We start from the raw sequence: 16,311 nt of genomic DNA, 5'->3' as shown, positions 1-16,311 counted from the left end.
CGCGGTGCCATGTACAAGGCACAGGAGCGCGCGGCGGTAGAGCGCCGCGAGGAGCATTGCAATCTGTTCAAGAAGGAGGTCAAGTAATCATGCCGAATATGAATCCGAACAAGTGCCCGATGCCCGAGCAGGCGCCGGACGTCCGCAATAAGAACTTTGAAGAGGTAACGCTCGGCTATACCGCTGAAATGGCGATCGAGGAAGCACAGCGCTGCCTGAACTGCAAGAACAAGCCCTGCATGACCGGCTGTCCGGTACAGGTCAAGATTCCGGAGTTCATCTCTCTGGTTGCAGAGGGTAAGTTCCTCGAGGCGGCTGCGAAGATCAAGGAAACCTCCGCTCTGCCCGCTGTCTGCGGCCGTGTATGCCCGCAGGAGAGCCAGTGCGAGTGTCACTGTGTCCGTGGCATCAAGGGCGAGCCGGTAGCCATCGGCCGTCTGGAGCGCTTCGTTGCGGACTATGCGCGCGAAAACAGCACCGAGAAGGCTGTCAAGCCGGAATCCAACGGTCACAAGGTTGCCATCGTTGGTGCAGGTCCGGCCGGTCTGACCTGCGCAGGCGATCTGGCTCGCATGGGTTATGAGGTTACCGTTTTCGAGGCGCTGCACACCGCAGGCGGCGTTCTGATGTACGGCATTCCGGAGTTCCGTCTGCCCAAGGCTATCGTGCAGAAGGAGATCGACACGCTGAAGGATCTCGGTGTTGCGTTCGTGCTGAACTTTGTTGTAGGCCGTTCTGAGACCATCGACGAGCTGTTCGGTGACGGTTTTGAAGCAATTTTCGTTGGCTCCGGTGCCGGTCTGCCGACCTTTATCGGCGTTCCGGGCGAGAACGCAAACGGCGTTTACTCCGCAAACGAGTACCTGACCCGCATCAATCTGATGAAGGCATACAAGGAAAACGCGGACACCCCGATCTACCACGCCAAGAAGGTCGCTGTTGTCGGCGGCGGCAACGTAGCAATGGACGCTGCCCGCTGTGCAAAGCGCATGGGCGCAGACGAGGTTTACATTGTTTACCGCCGTTCCGAGAAGGAGCTTCCGGCTCGTCTCGAGGAGATTCACCACGCGAAGGAAGAGGGCGTTGTATTCAAGTTCCTGACCGCGCCGCTCGAAGTGCTGTCTGACGAGAACTTCAACGTCACCGGCCTCAAGTGCCAGCAGATGGAGCTGGGTGAGCCTGACGCATCCGGCCGCCGCCGTCCGATTCCGGTTGAGGGCAGTGAGTTTGTACTCGACCTCGATTGTGTCATCGCGGCGATCGGCACCAGCCCGAACCCGCTGATCCGTCACACCACGCCGGGTCTGGAAACCAACCGCAAGGGCTGCATCGTGGCTGATGACGAGCACGGCATCACCTCCAAGGACGGCGTATTCGCCGGCGGTGACGCTGTTACCGGTGCGGCTACCGTTATCCTCGCAATGGGCGCCGGCAAGCGCGCTGCGGCTGCGATGGACGAGTACATCAAGAATAAGAACAAGTAATTTTTGCTTGATATGAGGAAAGAAAAACCAGGTTGTGCATTAAGCCGCAACCTGGTTTTTGCAGTGCGTTCGATATAGCAGCGACAAGTAAGCCGGGTGCCAGCCAAAAACTGACGGAAAACTCCAAAACCGACGAACAGAAATCATATAGCAGGCCGTATAGGGACGGACGAGAGTGCTGCTCAATACAAAGTCCAGTGCTGCTCGAACTGCTCGCGATTGCGGCACTCATCATGACAAATTTCCTCTCTAATGTGGTGACGATGGTGCTGTTCTTCAATATCGGTCTGGCGCTGCTCTCCGGTTCCAACATGCATCTGGGAGCGTTCGCCGCTGTCATCGGTGTCGCAGCATCTATGGCATCTCTGACGCCGTCCGCGTGCACACCGGCACCGCTCATCTTCGGACCGGGGCATGTGACGGTCCGCGGTGTGCTCAAGGCGAACCTCGTGTTCCTTGTGCTATCCCTTGCGGCCTGTCTTGTTGTGGTCTATCCGCTCGCCTCTGCGGTGTTTGGATAAGAAAAGCATGTGCGCAGATAAAATCCCCCTTGATGCCGGCCCGGTATCAGGGGGATTGTCTGTTTTTGTTCGTTCGGACGGGAATACCAGTGAATGGTTCTGATAACAGCAGGTTTTGTGCAAAACACAGCGCTCAGCGCGCCGAAAAATGTATGGGTCTAAATTCACATCTTCGGGCGCCATCGCCGCACCCATGTTGGCCGCGTCCTTGACGCCCATTTCGACCATTTTGCCGAACAGAACATGCGTCACGCGCACATCGCACGGCTCCGCGCCGTTCGGCACCGGCGCACTGCCGAGAATAGCCGCGCCTGCCGCAGTAGTCGTCCATTGTGCGGTTGGTGTGCGCTGCCCGCCGTAGGCCAGCGGAAAACGGTACTGCCGCTCCGCCGAGCAGAAATGCGAGGATGCTGCCGCAAGCAGGCGGTCTGCCGCGCCGCTCTCGACCAGACAGCCGCCGAGCGCAAGACCCTGTGCCATCGTCGAGCATGCACCGTACTGTCCGAGATAGGGCACATTCGCGTGCATGGACGCTAAAAACGAGCCGATGCACTGGTTGAGCAGGTCGCCTGCAAGGATCAGGTCGAGCGAACGCTCGGGCAGGGTGGCCTTGCGCAGCGCAAGCCGGATGGCGGTCTTTTGCAGTTCGCTCTCCGCCAGCTCCCACGAGCGCTGTCCCATCCGGTCATTCTTCGCCACATAGTCAAACCGCTCACCGAGCGGGCCTTCGCCCTCTTTTTTGCCGACTGCCGCCGCGTGTCCGAGCAGATACGGCCGGTTTTCGAGCGCAAGCGTGCGCTTGCCGATGCGCTTTATCATACCGAACCGCCTCCAGTCAAAAACAGAATGAGACCGTAGATGACGCTTGCCGAAATGCCGTACACCAGCACCGGTCCCGCGATAACGAACAGCTTTGCACCCAGACCGAGGATAAGTCCCTCGCTTTTGAACTCCATCGCCGGAGAAACAATGGCGTTTGCAAAGCCGGTGATCGGTACAATCGTGCCTGCTCCCGCATATTTTGCAAGCTTTTCGTACAAGTGCAGGCAGGTGAGCAGGGCACCGAGAAACACCATCGTGATGGCGGTTGCGGCGGCTGTGTCTTCGGTATCCAGTCCGCGGGAGAGCCACAGCTGCCGCACACCCTCGCCGGCTGTGCAGATCGCACCGCCGATGAGAAACGCCAGCAGGCAGTCGCGCCACAGCGGCGAATTCGGGCTTTTGCGTTCGAGCAGCTGTTGATAGGTTTGTTTATCCAGTTTCATGCAAGGTTCCCCTTTCTGTACGCGTAGTTTGCCCAGCCGTTCCGGGATTATCCATCTGACCCTGTAAAATAAATGCGAACTGACCATTTTCGACAGACCATATTCGCGGTATGATAAATAAAACATATCAGATCAGGGGGATTTATGATGGAATCCAAGAAAAAAGCGTTTTCGCTGTACGACATCGTGATGATCGGTCTGATGGCGGCAGTGGTATTCGTTGTTACCATGTTCCTGTCCATTCGCATTCCGACGCCGACAGGCACCACCATGATCAAGCTCGCAAACGCGTTCGTGCTGCTGTGCGGCCTGCTGCTCGGACCGGTTCGCGGCGGTCTTGCAGCCGGTATCGGCTCGATGATCTTCGACCTGATGACGCCGGAGTACGCACCGGAGGCGTGGATCACCTTCGTGCGTTTCTTCCTGATGGCATGGCTGTGCGGCGTGATCGCTTACGCCGGTGCTGCGGCCGCAAAGAAATTTGCGCGCAACCTCGTGGCGTGCCTTGCAGGTGCGGTGTTCTCGTCGCTGCTGTACATGCTCAAGGGCATTATTGAGCTGATGATTGGCGGCAGTGCTCTGGTTCCGGCTTTTGTGGCCAATATTCCGAAGCTGATGACCTCGCCTCCGAATATCATTATCGCGGTAGTTGTTGCAATGGCGCTTCTGCCGGCGCTGCAGAAGGCGATGAATTCGACCTCGTTCGGCCGCCATATAGCAGAAAAGTAAGCAAATCCGTTGAGAAACGCGCCTGTCGGTTATCGGCAGGCGCGTTTTCCATGCTTTGCAGAAAGTCGGATTTCGTGGTATACTGTAGGCAACACCGCACAATTAAAGCGGCGGCTCCTTGCGCAGGCTCCGGTCGCGCTGCCGCGGTGCTTTGCGGAAATTTCGTGTTCTGACTTTGATTTCGGTTCCTTGCGCGAGTTCCGTCCGCGCTGCCGAAGTTTCACGGTAATACATCAAGTATTACCGCAAAACTGTGCCTCGTCAGTACGCAAAATTTACTCGCAAATCACTCTTGTTCAATTATGCGGTATTGCCTGTAATCATCTAAAGAAAAGCACAGCGAGGAGGAAAACAGTATGGCGGATTTTGTATCGCATCATCTATTCGGCAGGCAGGCACTGACGGTGTTTCCCGCACCGGCGCAGCGGGCAGCGGCATGCCGTCCGGCGTGCTTTTTCTGGGGCTGTCAGGGACCGGACCCGCTGTTTTACCGGAAAATCCTGTTCGGCAGTCCGCTGCACAAGCTGGGCAACCGCATGCACTCGGAGAAAACGGACGAGCTGTTTGCGGCGCTCTCGCGTGCGGTGCGCGACCTGAGCGGTGACGCGCAGGAGATCGCAGCGGCGTATTTCTACGGCTTCGTGTGCCATTATGCGCTCGACAGCGAGATTCATCCCTATGTTTACTGCCAACAGGTGCGGTTCTGTGCTGAAAATTCAAAGCTGTCCGCATCGGCGGTGCACAGCCGCATTGAAAGTGACATTGACTATCTGATCTACGAACGCGCATGCCATCGCCCCATCACCGAGTTCGATCCGGAGGAACGCTATCAGCTGTCACCGATCGAGCAGGCGGTGCTGTCGGTTGTGCTGCACGCGGTGCTCAAAACCGTGTACGGAGCGGACGTTTCCACGCATGATCTGCGTCGTTCATTCGTGGAAATGACCTCGTGGGAGAGTTTTCTCTATTCGGAGAGCCGCGCCGTCTATCGCGGAGCGAAAAAGGCGGAAGCCTTGCTCGGTCGAGGCGCCCTGCTCACCGGTCACATGAAGCTCGAGCGTCCGGTGTGGGATGCGCTCAATCTGGCTCATCAGCCGTGGCATAACCTGTGGAAACCGGACGAAACCCGCACGGATTCCGTTCCGGAGCTGTTCGGTCTGGCGCGTATTCGTGCCGCCTCGCTCGCCGGACAGTATGCCGCGCAGTTTGACGCAGGCTGGCTGATGCACTATCACTTTGATGAGCCGTTCGATAGCGGCAACCCGAAAAAATTGATAATGGAAAATGAAATGTGAGTGCATTTTCATTTGTCATTGCGATTGCAACAGAAAAGACGGTAAAAGACAAAAGGCGCCTGAAAAGGCGTCTTTTGTGTTAGACACCGCTACTTTTCTGTTAGTCACGGCTATTTTTGGCCTGATTTCTTTGCAATACGGCAATGCCTGTGGTAAAATTGTAGGAAATCCGAAAGGAGGTGCAGCGACCGTGCAGTATGTGCTGTACTATTTTATTGCAGTCAGCGTCATCGGCGCGATTGTCTGTATTTACGATAAGCTCGCCGCGGCTCGCGGCTGGAGGCGTGTGCCCGAGCGCACGCTGTTTTTCTGGGCGCTGATTGGCGGCGGGCCGGGCGTGTACGCCACCATGCTCATCATCCGTCACAAGACCCTGCACCATATTTTCATGCTCGGCATACCGGCAATTATGGTTCTACAGGGAGCAATTATTGTTGGTATTTATAACATTTTGTATACGAAGGGACTGCTATGACAAACGCACTTATCCATATTTTCATCCGCGATGCGGAAAACACCGGCGATTCGCAGGTGCGTGAAAAATTCGGCGTGCTGTCCGGCGCGGTCGGACTGGCATGCAACCTGTTCCTGTTTGCACTCAAGCTGATCATTGGTCTGCTTACAGGGTCGATTTCCATCGCGGCGGACGCATTCAACAACCTGTCGGACGGTCTGTCCTGCCTGATTTCCATTGTCGGCTTCAAGGTTTCCGGCAAGGAGCCGGATGCGAAGCACCCGTTCGGCTACGGACGTACCGAGTACATCGCGGGACTGATCGTCTCGTTCATCATCATTCTGGTCGGCTTCGAGTTCTTTAAAACCTCGCTCGATCGCATTCTGCATCCGGCTGCCGTAGCGTTCTCGGCGGTGCTGATGGGAATTCTTGCCGTATCCATGCTGGTTAAGCTGTGGATGGGCGCATTCAACATCAATATCGGCCGCAGAATCGATTCTCCGGTGCTGATGGCGGCCGGTCAGGACAGCCGCAATGATGTTGTTACTACGGCTGTTGTTGTACTCGGCATGGTAGCCAGTCGGTTTACTACGCTGCCGGTGGACGGATATGTGGGTGTTGCCGTTGCCGCGTTCATCCTCTGGTCGGGCATCGGCATTGCGAAGGATACGGTTGCGCCGCTGCTCGGCGAAGCCGCCGATCCGGTGGTTGCCCGCAATATCCGGCGGATTGTAATGGAATCTGACTATATTGTCGGCGTACACGATATGATCATCCACAACTACGGCGCAGGACGCTCGATTGCGTCGCTGCATGCCGAAGTGCCGAGCGACTCGGACTTTGTGGCTGTGCACGAGGAAATCGACGAGGCTGAAAAACGTGTCTGGCAGCAGACCGGTGTGTATCTGGTCATTCACATGGATCCGATCGATATCAATAATGCGTATGTCAACGCGCTGCGTGAGCAGACCGACGGCGTGCTCCGTCAGATCGACGGACAGCTTACCATGCACGACTTCCGCGTAGTGGACGGCAAACGCCAGATCAACCTGATTTTCGACGTTGTTGTGCCGTTTTCCTATGATGAGGATGCCAAACGCGACCTGCTGATGAAGATCTATGACAGCCTGAAAGCGATTGACTCGCGCTATAATCCGGTTGTAACGCTCGATCATCAGATGTGATAAGAAAATAATAGGCAGAAAAAGGAGGTGCTTTCGCATCTCCTTTTTCTGCTAAAAATAGCATAGAAAAACGGTAGGGAACAAAATAATCCGCGGAAACGGCAAGTTATCATTGCAATACCCCGGAAATTTGCTATAATGGAGATAGCGTTTTTACGCTTTATCAGATAACATTATTGTTTGGGGGAATTTAAGTGAGCTTTTTCTCGGGCCTGCTTTCCGCACTTCCCGGTGCAGTGGCGCAGGGTTTGATCTGGGGACTGATGGCGATCGGCGTATTCATCACCTTTAAGGTGCTCGATCTGGCCGACCTGACCGTCGATGGTACGATGGCGACCGGCGGTGCGGTGTGCATCGTTATGATGACGCACGGCGCGAATGTATGGGTGGCAATGCTGTGCGCTTTCCTTGCCGGCATGCTGGCCGGACTTATTACCGGTATTCTGCATACCTGTATGGGTATTCCGGCGATTCTGGCCGGTATTTTGACACAGCTGGCGCTGTTCTCCATTAACCTGCGCATTATGGACAAAAAAGCAAATGTAGCGATCAATCCGGACAACTACAAGCTGCTTGTATCGCTGCGCAACGTCAAGAAGCTGACTATCGAAAATCCGATTTTCGTTGCGGCTGTCTTTACGATTGTGGTTATCGCGCTGCTGTACTGGTTCTTCGGTACGGCGCTCGGCTGCTCCATCCGTGCGACCGGCGCAAACCCGAACATGAGCCGTGCACAGGGCATCAATGTTGATTTTGTCAAGGTGCTCGGCCTGATGCTGTCCAACGGTCTGGTTGCGCTGGCAAGTGCGCTGTACTGCCAGTATCAGGGCTTCGCGGATGTCAACGCCGGCCGTGGCGCTATCGTTATCGGCCTTGCCGCTGTCATCATCGGTGAGGTGCTGTTCAGCCGTATTTTCCGCAACTTTGCGCTGCGTCTGCTCGGCGTATCGCTCGGTGCGGTTGTGTACTATCTGGTTATTCAGGTGGTCCTCAATCTCGGCCTGAACACCAACGACCTGAAGCTGATCTCGGCTTTCGTCGTTGCAATCTTCCTTGCTGTTCCGTACTGGAAGGGCAAGTATTTCCGCGGTGCAGCCAAGAGTGCCGCAAAGACTGATGCGAAGGAGGCCAAGTAACATGCTGCAGCTCAAAGGGATTTACAAGACCTTCAACGCGGGCACGGTAAACGAAAAGCGTGCCATTGACAACCTGAACCTGACCCTTGAGGACGGCGATTTTGTTACCATCATCGGCGGCAACGGCGCAGGCAAGTCCACCACGCTGAACCTGATCGCAGGCGTGTATCCGGTGGATGCGGGCATGATTCATCTGAACGGCTACGACCTGACCAATCTGCCCGAGCATAAGCGCGCGCGTTTCCTCGGCCGCGTATTTCAGGATCCGATGATGGGTACTGCCGCTACCATGGGCATTGAGGAGAATCTGGCGCTGGCATACCGCCGCGGTCAGAAGCGCGGCCTCGGCTCCGGCATTACGAACGAGGAACGCGAGCTGTATCGTGAAAAGCTGGCAACGCTCGGTCTGGGACTGGAGAACCGCATGACCAGTAAGGTCGGTCTGCTGTCCGGCGGTCAGCGTCAGGCACTGACCCTGCTGATGGCCACCCTGCGCAAGCCGGATCTGCTGCTGCTCGATGAGCATACCGCAGCGCTCGATCCGAAAACCGCAGATAAGGTGCTGCAGATCACCGAAGAGATCGTCGCACGCGACAACCTCACCACACTGATGGTAACGCATAACATGAAGAATGCCATCCAGTACGGCAACCGTCTGATTATGATGGATGCCGGTCGAGTTGTCGTTGATATCCGCGGTGAGGAGAAGAAGAACCTTACCGTCCGCGACCTGCTCGAGAAGTTCAATATCGAGAGCGACCGTATGCTGCTCAGCGAATAAGGCGAATAGAAAGACCCCGAAACATGGTTTCGGGGTCTTTTTATGTTCATTTTTCATTTTCCAATCGCAATTCTCCATTGATTTGCCAACCGAGCGGCGTTCGCCGGAACAAAGCATTGTGTAGCCCTGTCAGCGCCTGCCATGTGGCTCGATCGGTAATGCCGGTCTCGGGCAGCTGAAAAATTTTCTGCGCACGCCTGACAGCGGACTGTGTATCCGCATCGTATTCGCCGGTGAGCGGCACGGCGGTGGTTTGATCATAATGCGGGGCGATTTCGTTCAGCATCAGCTGCAGAACGTACACTGAGGAACCCTTAGTGCCTACCTTCAGTACGGCGTCGCTCTCCGGCGGGAAGAATGCCGTCCGCATCGGCAGCGCATCTCCGGCGAGCAGAAGCGCGTATGCGGTGTAAATGGCAGTCCATGTGCGGAAATCTGCCGTTCCGGTTACGGGAATATCGTTCTGCTGCTGATAATCGCGCACAGCAGCGGCAGTCTTTGCATCCCAGATGCCGTCCGGCACGAGCGGTGCAGCGCTGCCCTCAGCCTGCTGAATACGCCGCAGAAAGGTCTGCAGATCGAAGATATGACCGCGTTTTTGTGCGTCGGTGTACAATCAGGCACCCTCCTTTCCGACGGGATAGCCGGGATACTGTCCTCTGGCACTCTGGCTGCCGACCAGCACGTTTTCGGCGAGATCGGCCATGCCTTCCCAGGTCAGCGGACCGATAGCGCCCGTGGTGGGCAGACCGAGCAGCGACTGGATGACTGACACCGAGGACTCGGTCGCGTCTCCGAAAATGCCGTCTACCGTGACAGCGGGCACTTCGGCGTAGCCGCGGGCGATGATATTGATGAGCGTTTGCGCCTGCCGCACGGCCTCACCGCGCATGCCCTTTACAAGAAAGGTCTCCGGCAGGCCGATAAATTCCTCGAGCCACTCCTGCTCAGGCTGGGCGAGCAGCACGGACCGGTAGGTGGAAAGCAGGGCATACCACGTCTCTCGATCCACCACACCGGTGATGGGCAGGCCGACAAGCCGCTGATACGCAGCCACGGCTTCGCGGGTCTGCGGACCGAAAATACCGTCGATCTGTCCCGCCTGCCAGCGCGGCAGCGCATCGTAAAATTCGCCGACAATGGCAAGAAAATACTGCAAAAGCTGTACGCCCGGGCCGCTCATGCCCTCGGTCAGCCGTTCGGGATACTGGCGGGAGATCTCACTGAGGGTCAGTCCCTCGCTGTTGAGCTCGCTCAGGCGCTTGACATTATTATAAATGAACGCGATGCGGTACCATGTTGCCGGGCCGACAAGGCCGTCCTCGGTGAGGTTGAATTGCCGCTGGAACGCCCGCACGGCGCGTTCGGTATCTGCGTTGAACACGCCGTCTGTGGGATAGATTTTCGGAATGTTCGGGAAATTGGTCGAAATGCGGTTAAGGCGCGTTTGAATCGTGCGGACATCCTCGGAAAAGTCGCCCAGCCGCAGTGTCACGCCGGGGAACGACCCGCCGAGGTTGGGCGAGAGCGGTGCACCGGTGACGAAATTGATGTCGCTGCCGTAAAACGACTGCAAGATCTGCTCGGCGGAAAGTCCCTGCTCGGCCAGCGGCACGGTTCCCCACTGGCTAAGCCCGCCCGGACAGGTGACGGTCGTGCCGTTGCAGTACTGCGCGAACAGCGGCTCGACCGAGTCGCCGCGGGTGAGGTAAGTGCCGATCATATCATCTACAATGGTGGAAATATTCTCGAAAATATCCCGTCCGGGCACAAAGGACTGGTCATACCGCGTGGAATTGGTGATATCAAAATCGTAGCCTTGCGCGCGGTACCATTCGGTGAACACACGGTTGAGCACATAGGACATTTGTGCGTACACGTTGGCGCGGATGGCCTGCTCGGGCCAGGTCGGATAAATCTCGGACGAGGCAACATTTTTGATGTAATCGGCAAACGGTACGGTGATATTCTGCGCATTCGAGGACGGCGCACCGAGGTGCACCGTGATGGTTTCCGGTATGGAACATAGGGTTCGGGCAAAGCAATCCCTCCTTTTACGGATTCTCCGGCAACTCGGGATCGAGTGCCTGCGGCGCACCGGTGGCGGTCAGGTCGGTCTGCGCGAAGCTCTGATTTTCCGCGAGCGGTGTAAGCGCCACGGGCAGCATGGTCGGCACGCCGGAGAACATGGCGATGTGCAGCGCGGTCAGCGGCGTGTAGCCCTCGGCGGAGATTTCGACCGTGTAGACCGCAAACGGCGGACCGCTGCCCGGACTCAGCGAGTTGCTGCGCGGCGGCGTTGTCAGTATCATGGACGGCGTCATGCCGCCGGAGTCGGTCGTGACCGAGTAAAGCAGCGTGCGCATGCCGGTATCATCCGGCGCGGTGGAGACGGAAACGATGGCGTTTTCAAGCGGCAGTGCGCCTAACGCGGTCGTGACGAGTACACGCAGCTCGGCGGTGCCGTCGGTCAGTTCAGCCATGAAAAAACCTCCTTGTCAGCAGGTGGAAAAACAGATATACTAAAGGTAACAGCCGCAAAGGCGGCAAAATCTCGAAAGGCGGGGACAGTATGCAGGATTACAAAACAATGATCTCCATGTGTGCAGAGCAGGAGGAGAAGTTTCAGTTTGAGCATTTTTCGCGCGAGGATGCGCTGAAAATCGGCCTCAAGCTGCATGAAAATGCAAAGGAGCAGCCGGTTGCGGTTGAGATTACGGTGAACGGTCTGGTCGTGTTCCGCTGCTTCGGTGAGGGCGCAAAGCCGGACAGCGAACTGTGGCTCGCGCGCAAGCGCAACGCGGTTGACCTGATGGAAACGTCCTCGCTGCGGTTTTTCGCAGAGCTGGAGGACGCAGGTGAGACCTTTGCGGACCGCAAGCTCGACCCGAACGAGTACGCCGCAGGCGGCGGTTTCCCGATCCGGCTGCGCGGTACCGGCGTGATCGGTTCCATCTGCGTTTCCGGTTATCCGGATCATGTGGATGATCATCAGCTTATCATTAACACACTGGCGGAGTATTTCGCATAATTGAGCATTTAAATGGAGAATGGAAGATGAACGTATCGTTTTTCATTCTCCATTATTTTTATACTATTTTGACATGATAATGCCGAAACCACCGGTCAAGCTGGATGATATACGCGAAAATCTGCGGCGTACGCATCAGCTGTCCGAACCACGGTTCGGCAAGGCTTTCCGGTCGCTGCATGAGTTTTTGTACGGCATTCCGGTCGAACAGGGAAGCGGTGACCGAGGTGTTATCCTCGAAAATACGGCGGACATAGTCCGCGCACAAGCGGGTATAAACCGGATGAAAGGTTTTCGGATACGGACTTTTCTTGCGGTAAACGATCTCTTTGGGCAGTTCATCGGCGAATGCGCGGCGCACGATGCCCTTCTCACGCCCCTCGAGCGACTTGAAGTCCCACGGCATATTATAGGCATACTCGACAATGCGGTGGTCGCAGAAGGGCACGCGCACCTCAAGACCGGAGTACATGCTCATGCGGTCCTTGCGGTCGAGCAGGGTCGCCATGAACCAGTCGAGGTTGAGCACGAACATTTCACGCATCCGGGCTGCTTTTTTGTCATCGGACGGCAGCCTGGGTGCGCGGGCGCAGGTGTCGCGGTAGTGCTGGTGCACAAATTCCTCGCCGTTTCTAACGGCATCCGGTGTGAGCAGACCCAGCCGCAGACCGACCGACCGTGACCACGGAAACGTATCTTCAAACAGAATTTCCTCACGGTGGTACCACGGATAGCCGCCGAATAACTCGTCGGCGCACTCGCCGGACAGGCAAACGGTGGTTCCGCCGCGCTTGATGGCAGCACAGAACAGCAGCAGGGAGGAGTCCACATCGGCCATGCCGGGCAGCGCACGCGCATCCGTCGCGGGGAGCAGGGCCGCGCACAGTGCCTCCGGTTCGAGCACAACGCGATGATGGTGCGTACCGAGAAAATCCACCATTTGATCAATATACGAATCGTCACTATTGGGTTGAAATATACTCTTTGTAAAGTATTTATCGTTGTCCCGATAATCCACCGACCAGGTATGCAGCGTTTCGCCGCGGGCCGCGTAATCTTTCGCCGCCAGCATGGACAGGATGGACGAATCCAGTCCGCCGGACAGGAAACACGCCAGCGGCACATCGCTGACCAGCTGACGGCGGGCGGCATCGCAGATGAGCGTGTGCGTGCGCTCGACGGTAGTCGGCAGGTCGTCCTCATGCTCGTGCGCCTCGAGCTTCCAGTAGGTGTGATCGGTGAAGCCTCCGGCGTAAGAACCGCAAAATGCCCGGGCACAAGTGAGGAAATCTGCCGAAAAACACCGGATTCCGGCGGGCGCGCAGGCCCGAGCAGCAGCAGCGTGCGCAGACCATCCTCGTCGAGCGCAGGCTCGATCTCCGGATGGTACAGCACGGTGTCAATGGTCGAACCAAAGGTCAGACCGTTGCGAATGGGAGCGAAAAACAGCGGTTTCACGCCTAGCCGGTCGCGGCAGAGCGTCAGTCGGCGTTCGCGTTTCTCCCAGATGGCAAAGGCGAAAATGCCGTTCAGCCGCGCAAATGCGTCGGTTTTCCACTCGAGATAGGCGTGCAGCAGCACTTCGGTGTCCGAATGTCCGACAAACTCGTGCCCGCGTGACATAAGTTCTCTACGCAATTCCGGTGTGTTATATAACTCTCCGTTATATATAAGGATAGTATTCCTGTCGGGAGAGCACATTGGCTGCTTGCCGCCCTCCGGATCAATGACGATCAGCCGCCGATGGATAAGCGCTGTGTCCTCGTCAAAATAGGTGCCTTCGGCATCCGGCCCGCGCGGCGTAAGCGTTCGCTTCATTCCGTGAAGGATCGGTCCGCCGCGGCGTGCGTCGCGTTCATAATCGACAAAACCGCCGATACCACACATAGGCGATTCCTCCTCTGATTGATGGTTTCCTTCTGTTATATGTATTAAATGTGAAAAATATGAAGTAAAATAGTAATTCTTCTAAAAAATATAAGCGGCGACAGAACAGGATGAGGGTTGCGTGCAATGTGCGTTCGTTCCTGCCGACATTTGGCAGAAACGCACAAAAAATGGAGTGCGGATTTTATCAGTAAAAAGAATGTTAAATCCTTGACAAATGGTTTCCGAACGATATAATAGAGATAGACATGCTCCAAACAAGGACCTCGCTGGGCGCGGCGCTGCGGCCAATGACCGTGTGCGCTGTGTTTTTGTGCGTGTCCGCTATTATTTATTTTTGGGAGGTTTATGGCATGGATTTTAGGCTTACAAAAGAAGAAGCACTGTTCCAGAAGATGTGCCGCGAGTTCGCTCTGAACGAAGTAGAGCCGATCGCAGCTGAGATCGATGCGGAAGAGCGCTATCCGGAGGAAACCGTTCAGAAGCTGATGAAGTACGGCCTGATGGGCATTCAGTTCCCGAAGGAAGTCGGCGGCTCCGGCGGTAACTATATCTGCTATTCTATCGCTATCGAAGAGATGAGCCGCGTATGCGGTACCACCGGCGGCATTATGTCCGCTCACGGCACCCTGGGTGCTTGGCCGATTTACGCTTTCGGCACCCCGGAGCAGAAGGAAAAGTGGCTGCGCCCGCTGATCGAGCCGAAGGAAGGCGCCAAGATCGGTGCATTCGGCCTGACCGAGCCGAACGCAGGTACTGACTCCGCTGCACAGCAGACCATGGCTGTTAAGCAGGAGGACGGCTCCTACATCATGAACGGCTCCAAGGTGTTCATCACCGGCGGCGGCCGTGCAGATACCTACGTTGTATTTGCTATGACCGACAAGTCTAAGGGCAACAAGGGCATTTCTGCGTTCATCGTTGACAAGGACGACCCGGGCTTCTCTATCGGCAAGATCGAGCACAAGATGGGCATCCGTGGTTCTCAGACCGCTGAGCTGATTTTTGAGGACGTTCATCTGCCGGCAGACCGTCTGCTGGGCAAGGAGAACGGCGGCTTCAAGATCGCTATGATGACCCTGGACGGCGGCCGTATCGGTATCGCTTCTCAGGCACTGGGTATCGCGCAGGGCGCTCTGGATAAGGCTATCCAGTACATGAAGGAGCGCGTACAGTTCGGCAAGACCCTTGATAAGTTCCAGGGCCTGCAGTGGATGGTAGCTGACATGGCAACCCAGATCGACGCTGCTCGTCTGCTGGTTCGCCGTGCTGCATTCAACCACGATGTTGGCCTGCCGTTCACCAAGGAGCTGCTATGGCTAAGCTGTACGCTTCTGAGGTTGCAATGGACGTTACCACCAAGTGCGTACAGATCTACGGCGGCTACGGTTACATCCGTGAGTACCCGATGGAGCGCATGATGCGTGACGCTAAGATCACCGAGATCTACGAGGGCACTTCTCAGGTTCAGAGAATGGTCATCGCTGGTCAGGTTCTGCGCTAAGAAAAGGAGGAAAACTGAACTATGAAGGCAATTGTTTGTGTAAAGCAGGTTCCGGATACCTCCGGTAAGGTTGCTGTTAATCCCGATGGCACCCTGAATCGTGCATCCATGCAGACCATCACCAACCCGGACGACCTGAACGCTGTAGAGGCTGCTCTGAAGCTGAAGGACGCTACCGGCTGCAAGGTCGTTGTTATCACCATGGGTCCTCCCCCGGCAGAGGGCATGCTGCGTGAGCTGATCGCTCGTGGCGCTGATGAAGGCGTTCTGGTTTCCGCTCGTGAGTTCGGCGGTTCCGATACCTTTGCTACTTCCCAGATCCTGGCTGCTGCTGTTAAGAAGGTTGGCTTGGAGAAGGACGACATCGTATTCTGCGGCCGTCAGGCTATCGACGGTGATACCGCTCAGGTTGGCTCTCAGATCGCTGAGAAGCTGGACATCCCGCAGGTTTCCTATGTTGCCGGCATCGAGAAGGATGGCGACAAGGTTGTTGTTAAGCGTATGCTCGAGGACGGCCACATGACCATCGAGACCCAGACCCCGTGCCTGCTGACCTGCATCAAGGAGCTGAACGAGCCCCGTTACATGTCCCTCGGCGGCATCATGGACTGCTACTCCGCTCCGGTTTCCGTATATGACTACAACACCCTGAAGGACGATCCGCTGATCGATCCGACCACCATTGGTCTGAAGGGTTCTCCCACCAATATCTTCAAGTCTTTCACTCCCCCGCAGAAGGGTCAGGGCAAGATGCTCGAGGGCGCTGACAAGGCTACCTGTGAGACTCTGGCGGCTGAACTGCTGAAGAAGCATATTATCTGATTGAAAGGAGAACAGAACAATGGCTGATTTTAATAACACCAACCTCGCCGATTTCTCCGGCGTATGGGTATTCTGTGAGCAGCGCCAGGGCGAGCTGCAGCCGACCGTGCTCGAGCTGATCTCTGAGCACGCAAGCTGGCAGACGACATGGGCACTGAAGTTTGCGGCCTGCTGCTTGGCGGCAAGGGCGTAGGCGAGAAGATGGCAAAGGAACTGGG

Annotated in this window: 17 protein-coding genes and 3 pseudogenes; 13 read left to right on the top strand and 7 right to left on the bottom strand. The window is 56.4% G+C overall.

The features are described 5' to 3' along the window. Positions 1 to 89 precede the first annotated feature (89 nt). The gene (gltA, locus tag DXB00_RS15390) at positions 90 to 1,484 is read left to right on the top strand and encodes an NADPH-dependent glutamate synthase (RefSeq protein ID WP_118730394.1); all 1,395 of its coding nucleotides are present in this window, start codon (positions 90 to 92) and stop codon (positions 1,482 to 1,484) included. A 197-nt stretch (positions 1,485 to 1,681) separates the two neighbouring features. Beyond that, entirely contained in the window at positions 1,682 to 2,005 is a 324-nt protein-coding gene (locus tag DXB00_RS16230) for a hypothetical protein (RefSeq protein ID WP_118730395.1), read from the top strand. Here DXB00_RS16230 and DXB00_RS15385 read toward each other — a convergent pair. Together DXB00_RS15385 and spoVAC are read right to left on the bottom strand one after the other, a co-directional pair. Next, positions 1,946 to 2,824, bottom strand: coding sequence for a hypothetical protein (locus DXB00_RS15385; RefSeq protein WP_118730396.1), 879 nt, complete (start codon positions 2,822 to 2,824; stop codon positions 1,946 to 1,948). The genes DXB00_RS16230 and DXB00_RS15385 overlap by 60 nt on opposite strands. Beyond that, positions 2,821 to 3,270: a stage V sporulation protein AC gene (spoVAC, locus tag DXB00_RS15380; protein WP_117489141.1), complete on the bottom strand. Its 450-nt coding sequence runs from the start codon at positions 3,268 to 3,270 to the stop codon at positions 2,821 to 2,823. The genes DXB00_RS15385 and spoVAC overlap by 4 nt, the downstream gene beginning before the upstream one ends. 144 nt (positions 3,271 to 3,414) lie before the next feature. Here spoVAC and DXB00_RS15375 point away from each other — a divergent pair, with 144 nt between their 5' ends. The 6 genes from DXB00_RS15375 to DXB00_RS15350 all read left to right on the top strand — a co-directional run bounded on the left by DXB00_RS15375 (position 3,415) and on the right by DXB00_RS15350 (position 8,849). Then, positions 3,415 to 3,999, top strand: a complete 585-nt coding sequence (locus DXB00_RS15375) for an ECF transporter S component (protein ID WP_118730397.1) — start codon at positions 3,415 to 3,417, stop codon at positions 3,997 to 3,999. Positions 4,000 to 4,355: 356 nt separating this feature from the next. Then, positions 4,356 to 5,294: a zinc dependent phospholipase C family protein gene (locus DXB00_RS15370; protein WP_118730398.1), complete on the top strand. Its 939-nt coding sequence runs from the start codon at positions 4,356 to 4,358 to the stop codon at positions 5,292 to 5,294. A 190-nt stretch (positions 5,295 to 5,484) separates the two neighbouring features. Next, on the top strand, positions 5,485 to 5,769 hold the full coding sequence (locus DXB00_RS17545; protein ID WP_243107251.1) for a DUF1294 domain-containing protein: 285 nt from the start codon (positions 5,485 to 5,487) through the stop codon (positions 5,767 to 5,769). Continuing rightward, positions 5,766 to 6,932: a cation diffusion facilitator family transporter gene (locus DXB00_RS15360; RefSeq protein ID WP_118730400.1), complete on the top strand. Its 1,167-nt coding sequence runs from the start codon at positions 5,766 to 5,768 to the stop codon at positions 6,930 to 6,932. The genes DXB00_RS17545 and DXB00_RS15360 overlap by 4 nt, the downstream gene beginning before the upstream one ends. Positions 6,933 to 7,126: 194 nt before the next feature. Beyond that, entirely contained in the window at positions 7,127 to 8,068 is a 942-nt protein-coding gene (locus DXB00_RS15355) for an ABC transporter permease (RefSeq protein ID WP_118481349.1), read from the top strand. A 1-nt stretch (position 8,069) separates the two neighbouring features. Beyond that, positions 8,070 to 8,849 carry an ABC transporter ATP-binding protein gene (locus DXB00_RS15350; RefSeq protein ID WP_110435947.1) on the top strand — a complete coding sequence of 260 codons (780 nt, stop codon included), beginning with the start codon at positions 8,070 to 8,072 and terminating at the stop codon, positions 8,847 to 8,849. Between the two features lie 46 nt (positions 8,850 to 8,895). Here DXB00_RS15350 and DXB00_RS15345 read toward each other — a convergent pair whose 3' ends face one another. The 3 genes from DXB00_RS15345 to DXB00_RS15335 are packed head-to-tail and all read right to left on the bottom strand — an operon-like array spanning position 8,896 to position 11,332. Then, on the bottom strand, positions 8,896 to 9,465 hold the full coding sequence (locus DXB00_RS15345) for a peptidoglycan-binding domain-containing protein (protein ID WP_119215143.1): 570 nt from the start codon (positions 9,463 to 9,465) through the stop codon (positions 8,896 to 8,898). Next, positions 9,466 to 10,851, bottom strand: a complete 1,386-nt coding sequence (locus DXB00_RS15340) for a peptidoglycan-binding protein (RefSeq protein WP_243107250.1) — start codon at positions 10,849 to 10,851, stop codon at positions 9,466 to 9,468. A 52-nt stretch (positions 10,852 to 10,903) separates the two neighbouring features. After that, positions 10,904 to 11,332, bottom strand: coding sequence for a carboxypeptidase regulatory-like domain-containing protein (locus DXB00_RS15335; protein ID WP_117489129.1), 429 nt, complete (start codon positions 11,330 to 11,332; stop codon positions 10,904 to 10,906). An 89-nt stretch (positions 11,333 to 11,421) separates the two neighbouring features. Between DXB00_RS15335 and DXB00_RS15330 the strand changes: the two genes are divergently transcribed. Beyond that, a complete protein-coding gene (locus DXB00_RS15330; protein WP_118481351.1) occupies positions 11,422 to 11,880 on the top strand; it encodes a heme-degrading domain-containing protein in 459 nt (152 codons plus the stop codon). 58 nt (positions 11,881 to 11,938) lie between these two features. Here DXB00_RS15330 and DXB00_RS18035 read toward each other — a convergent pair whose 3' ends face one another. Further along, a complete protein-coding gene (locus DXB00_RS18035; RefSeq protein ID WP_330427938.1) occupies positions 11,939 to 13,003 on the bottom strand; it encodes an asparagine synthetase B family protein in 1,065 nt (354 codons plus the stop codon). 42 nt (positions 13,004 to 13,045) lie between these two features. Here DXB00_RS18035 and DXB00_RS18030 point away from each other — a divergent pair, with 42 nt between their 5' ends. After that, entirely contained in the window at positions 13,046 to 13,447 is a 402-nt protein-coding gene (locus DXB00_RS18030) for a hypothetical protein (RefSeq protein WP_330427937.1), read from the top strand. Here the strand turns inward: DXB00_RS18030 and DXB00_RS18025 are convergent. Continuing rightward, a pseudogene (locus DXB00_RS18025) lies at positions 13,333 to 13,698 on the bottom strand (asparagine synthase (glutamine-hydrolyzing)); the annotation flags it as partial. The gene DXB00_RS18030 and the pseudogene DXB00_RS18025 overlap by 115 nt on opposite strands. 422 nt (positions 13,699 to 14,120) lie before the next feature. On the opposite strand from DXB00_RS18025, the pseudogene DXB00_RS15320 reads away from it, so the two are divergent. From DXB00_RS15320 to DXB00_RS15310, 3 genes and pseudogenes are all read left to right on the top strand, one after another. Beyond that, positions 14,121 to 15,271, top strand: a pseudogene (locus DXB00_RS15320) (acyl-CoA dehydrogenase). Positions 15,272 to 15,292: 21 nt separating this feature from the next. After that, on the top strand, positions 15,293 to 16,093 hold the full coding sequence (gene acrB, locus DXB00_RS15315; RefSeq protein ID WP_118361149.1) for an acryloyl-CoA reductase electron transfer subunit gamma: 801 nt from the start codon (positions 15,293 to 15,295) through the stop codon (positions 16,091 to 16,093). 19 nt (positions 16,094 to 16,112) lie between these two features. Next, positions 16,113 to 16,311: pseudogene (locus tag DXB00_RS15310) on the top strand (acryloyl-CoA reductase electron transfer subunit beta); the annotation flags it as partial.

The sequence above is a fragment of the Butyricicoccus sp. OF10-2 genome (assembly GCF_003481925.1).
GTDB lineage: Bacteria > Bacillota > Clostridia > Oscillospirales > Butyricicoccaceae > Agathobaculum > Agathobaculum butyriciproducens.
The sequence above is the reverse complement of the archived record's forward strand: the minus strand, read 5'-3'. Positions and strand labels throughout refer to the sequence as shown.

Excerpts from the sequence above, each read along its gene's own strand:
- gltA (WP_118730394.1), top strand. The coding sequence starts at position 90 with ATGCCGAATATGAATCCGAACAAGTGCCCGATGCCCGAGCAGGCGCCG.
- DXB00_RS15385 (WP_118730396.1), bottom strand. The coding sequence starts at position 2,824 with ATGATAAAGCGCATCGGCAAGCGCACGCTTGCGCTCGAAAACCGGCCG.
- spoVAC (WP_117489141.1), bottom strand. The coding sequence starts at position 3,270 with ATGAAACTGGATAAACAAACCTATCAACAGCTGCTCGAACGCAAAAGC.
- DXB00_RS15375 (WP_118730397.1), top strand. The coding sequence starts at position 3,415 with ATGATGGAATCCAAGAAAAAAGCGTTTTCGCTGTACGACATCGTGATG.
- DXB00_RS15370 (WP_118730398.1), top strand. The coding sequence starts at position 4,356 with ATGGCGGATTTTGTATCGCATCATCTATTCGGCAGGCAGGCACTGACG.
- DXB00_RS15360 (WP_118730400.1), top strand. The coding sequence starts at position 5,766 with ATGACAAACGCACTTATCCATATTTTCATCCGCGATGCGGAAAACACC.
- DXB00_RS15350 (WP_110435947.1), top strand. The coding sequence starts at position 8,070 with ATGCTGCAGCTCAAAGGGATTTACAAGACCTTCAACGCGGGCACGGTA.
- DXB00_RS15335 (WP_117489129.1), bottom strand. The coding sequence starts at position 11,332 with ATGGCTGAACTGACCGACGGCACCGCCGAGCTGCGTGTACTCGTCACG.
- DXB00_RS15330 (WP_118481351.1), top strand. The coding sequence starts at position 11,422 with ATGCAGGATTACAAAACAATGATCTCCATGTGTGCAGAGCAGGAGGAG.
- acrB (WP_118361149.1), top strand. The coding sequence starts at position 15,293 with ATGAAGGCAATTGTTTGTGTAAAGCAGGTTCCGGATACCTCCGGTAAG.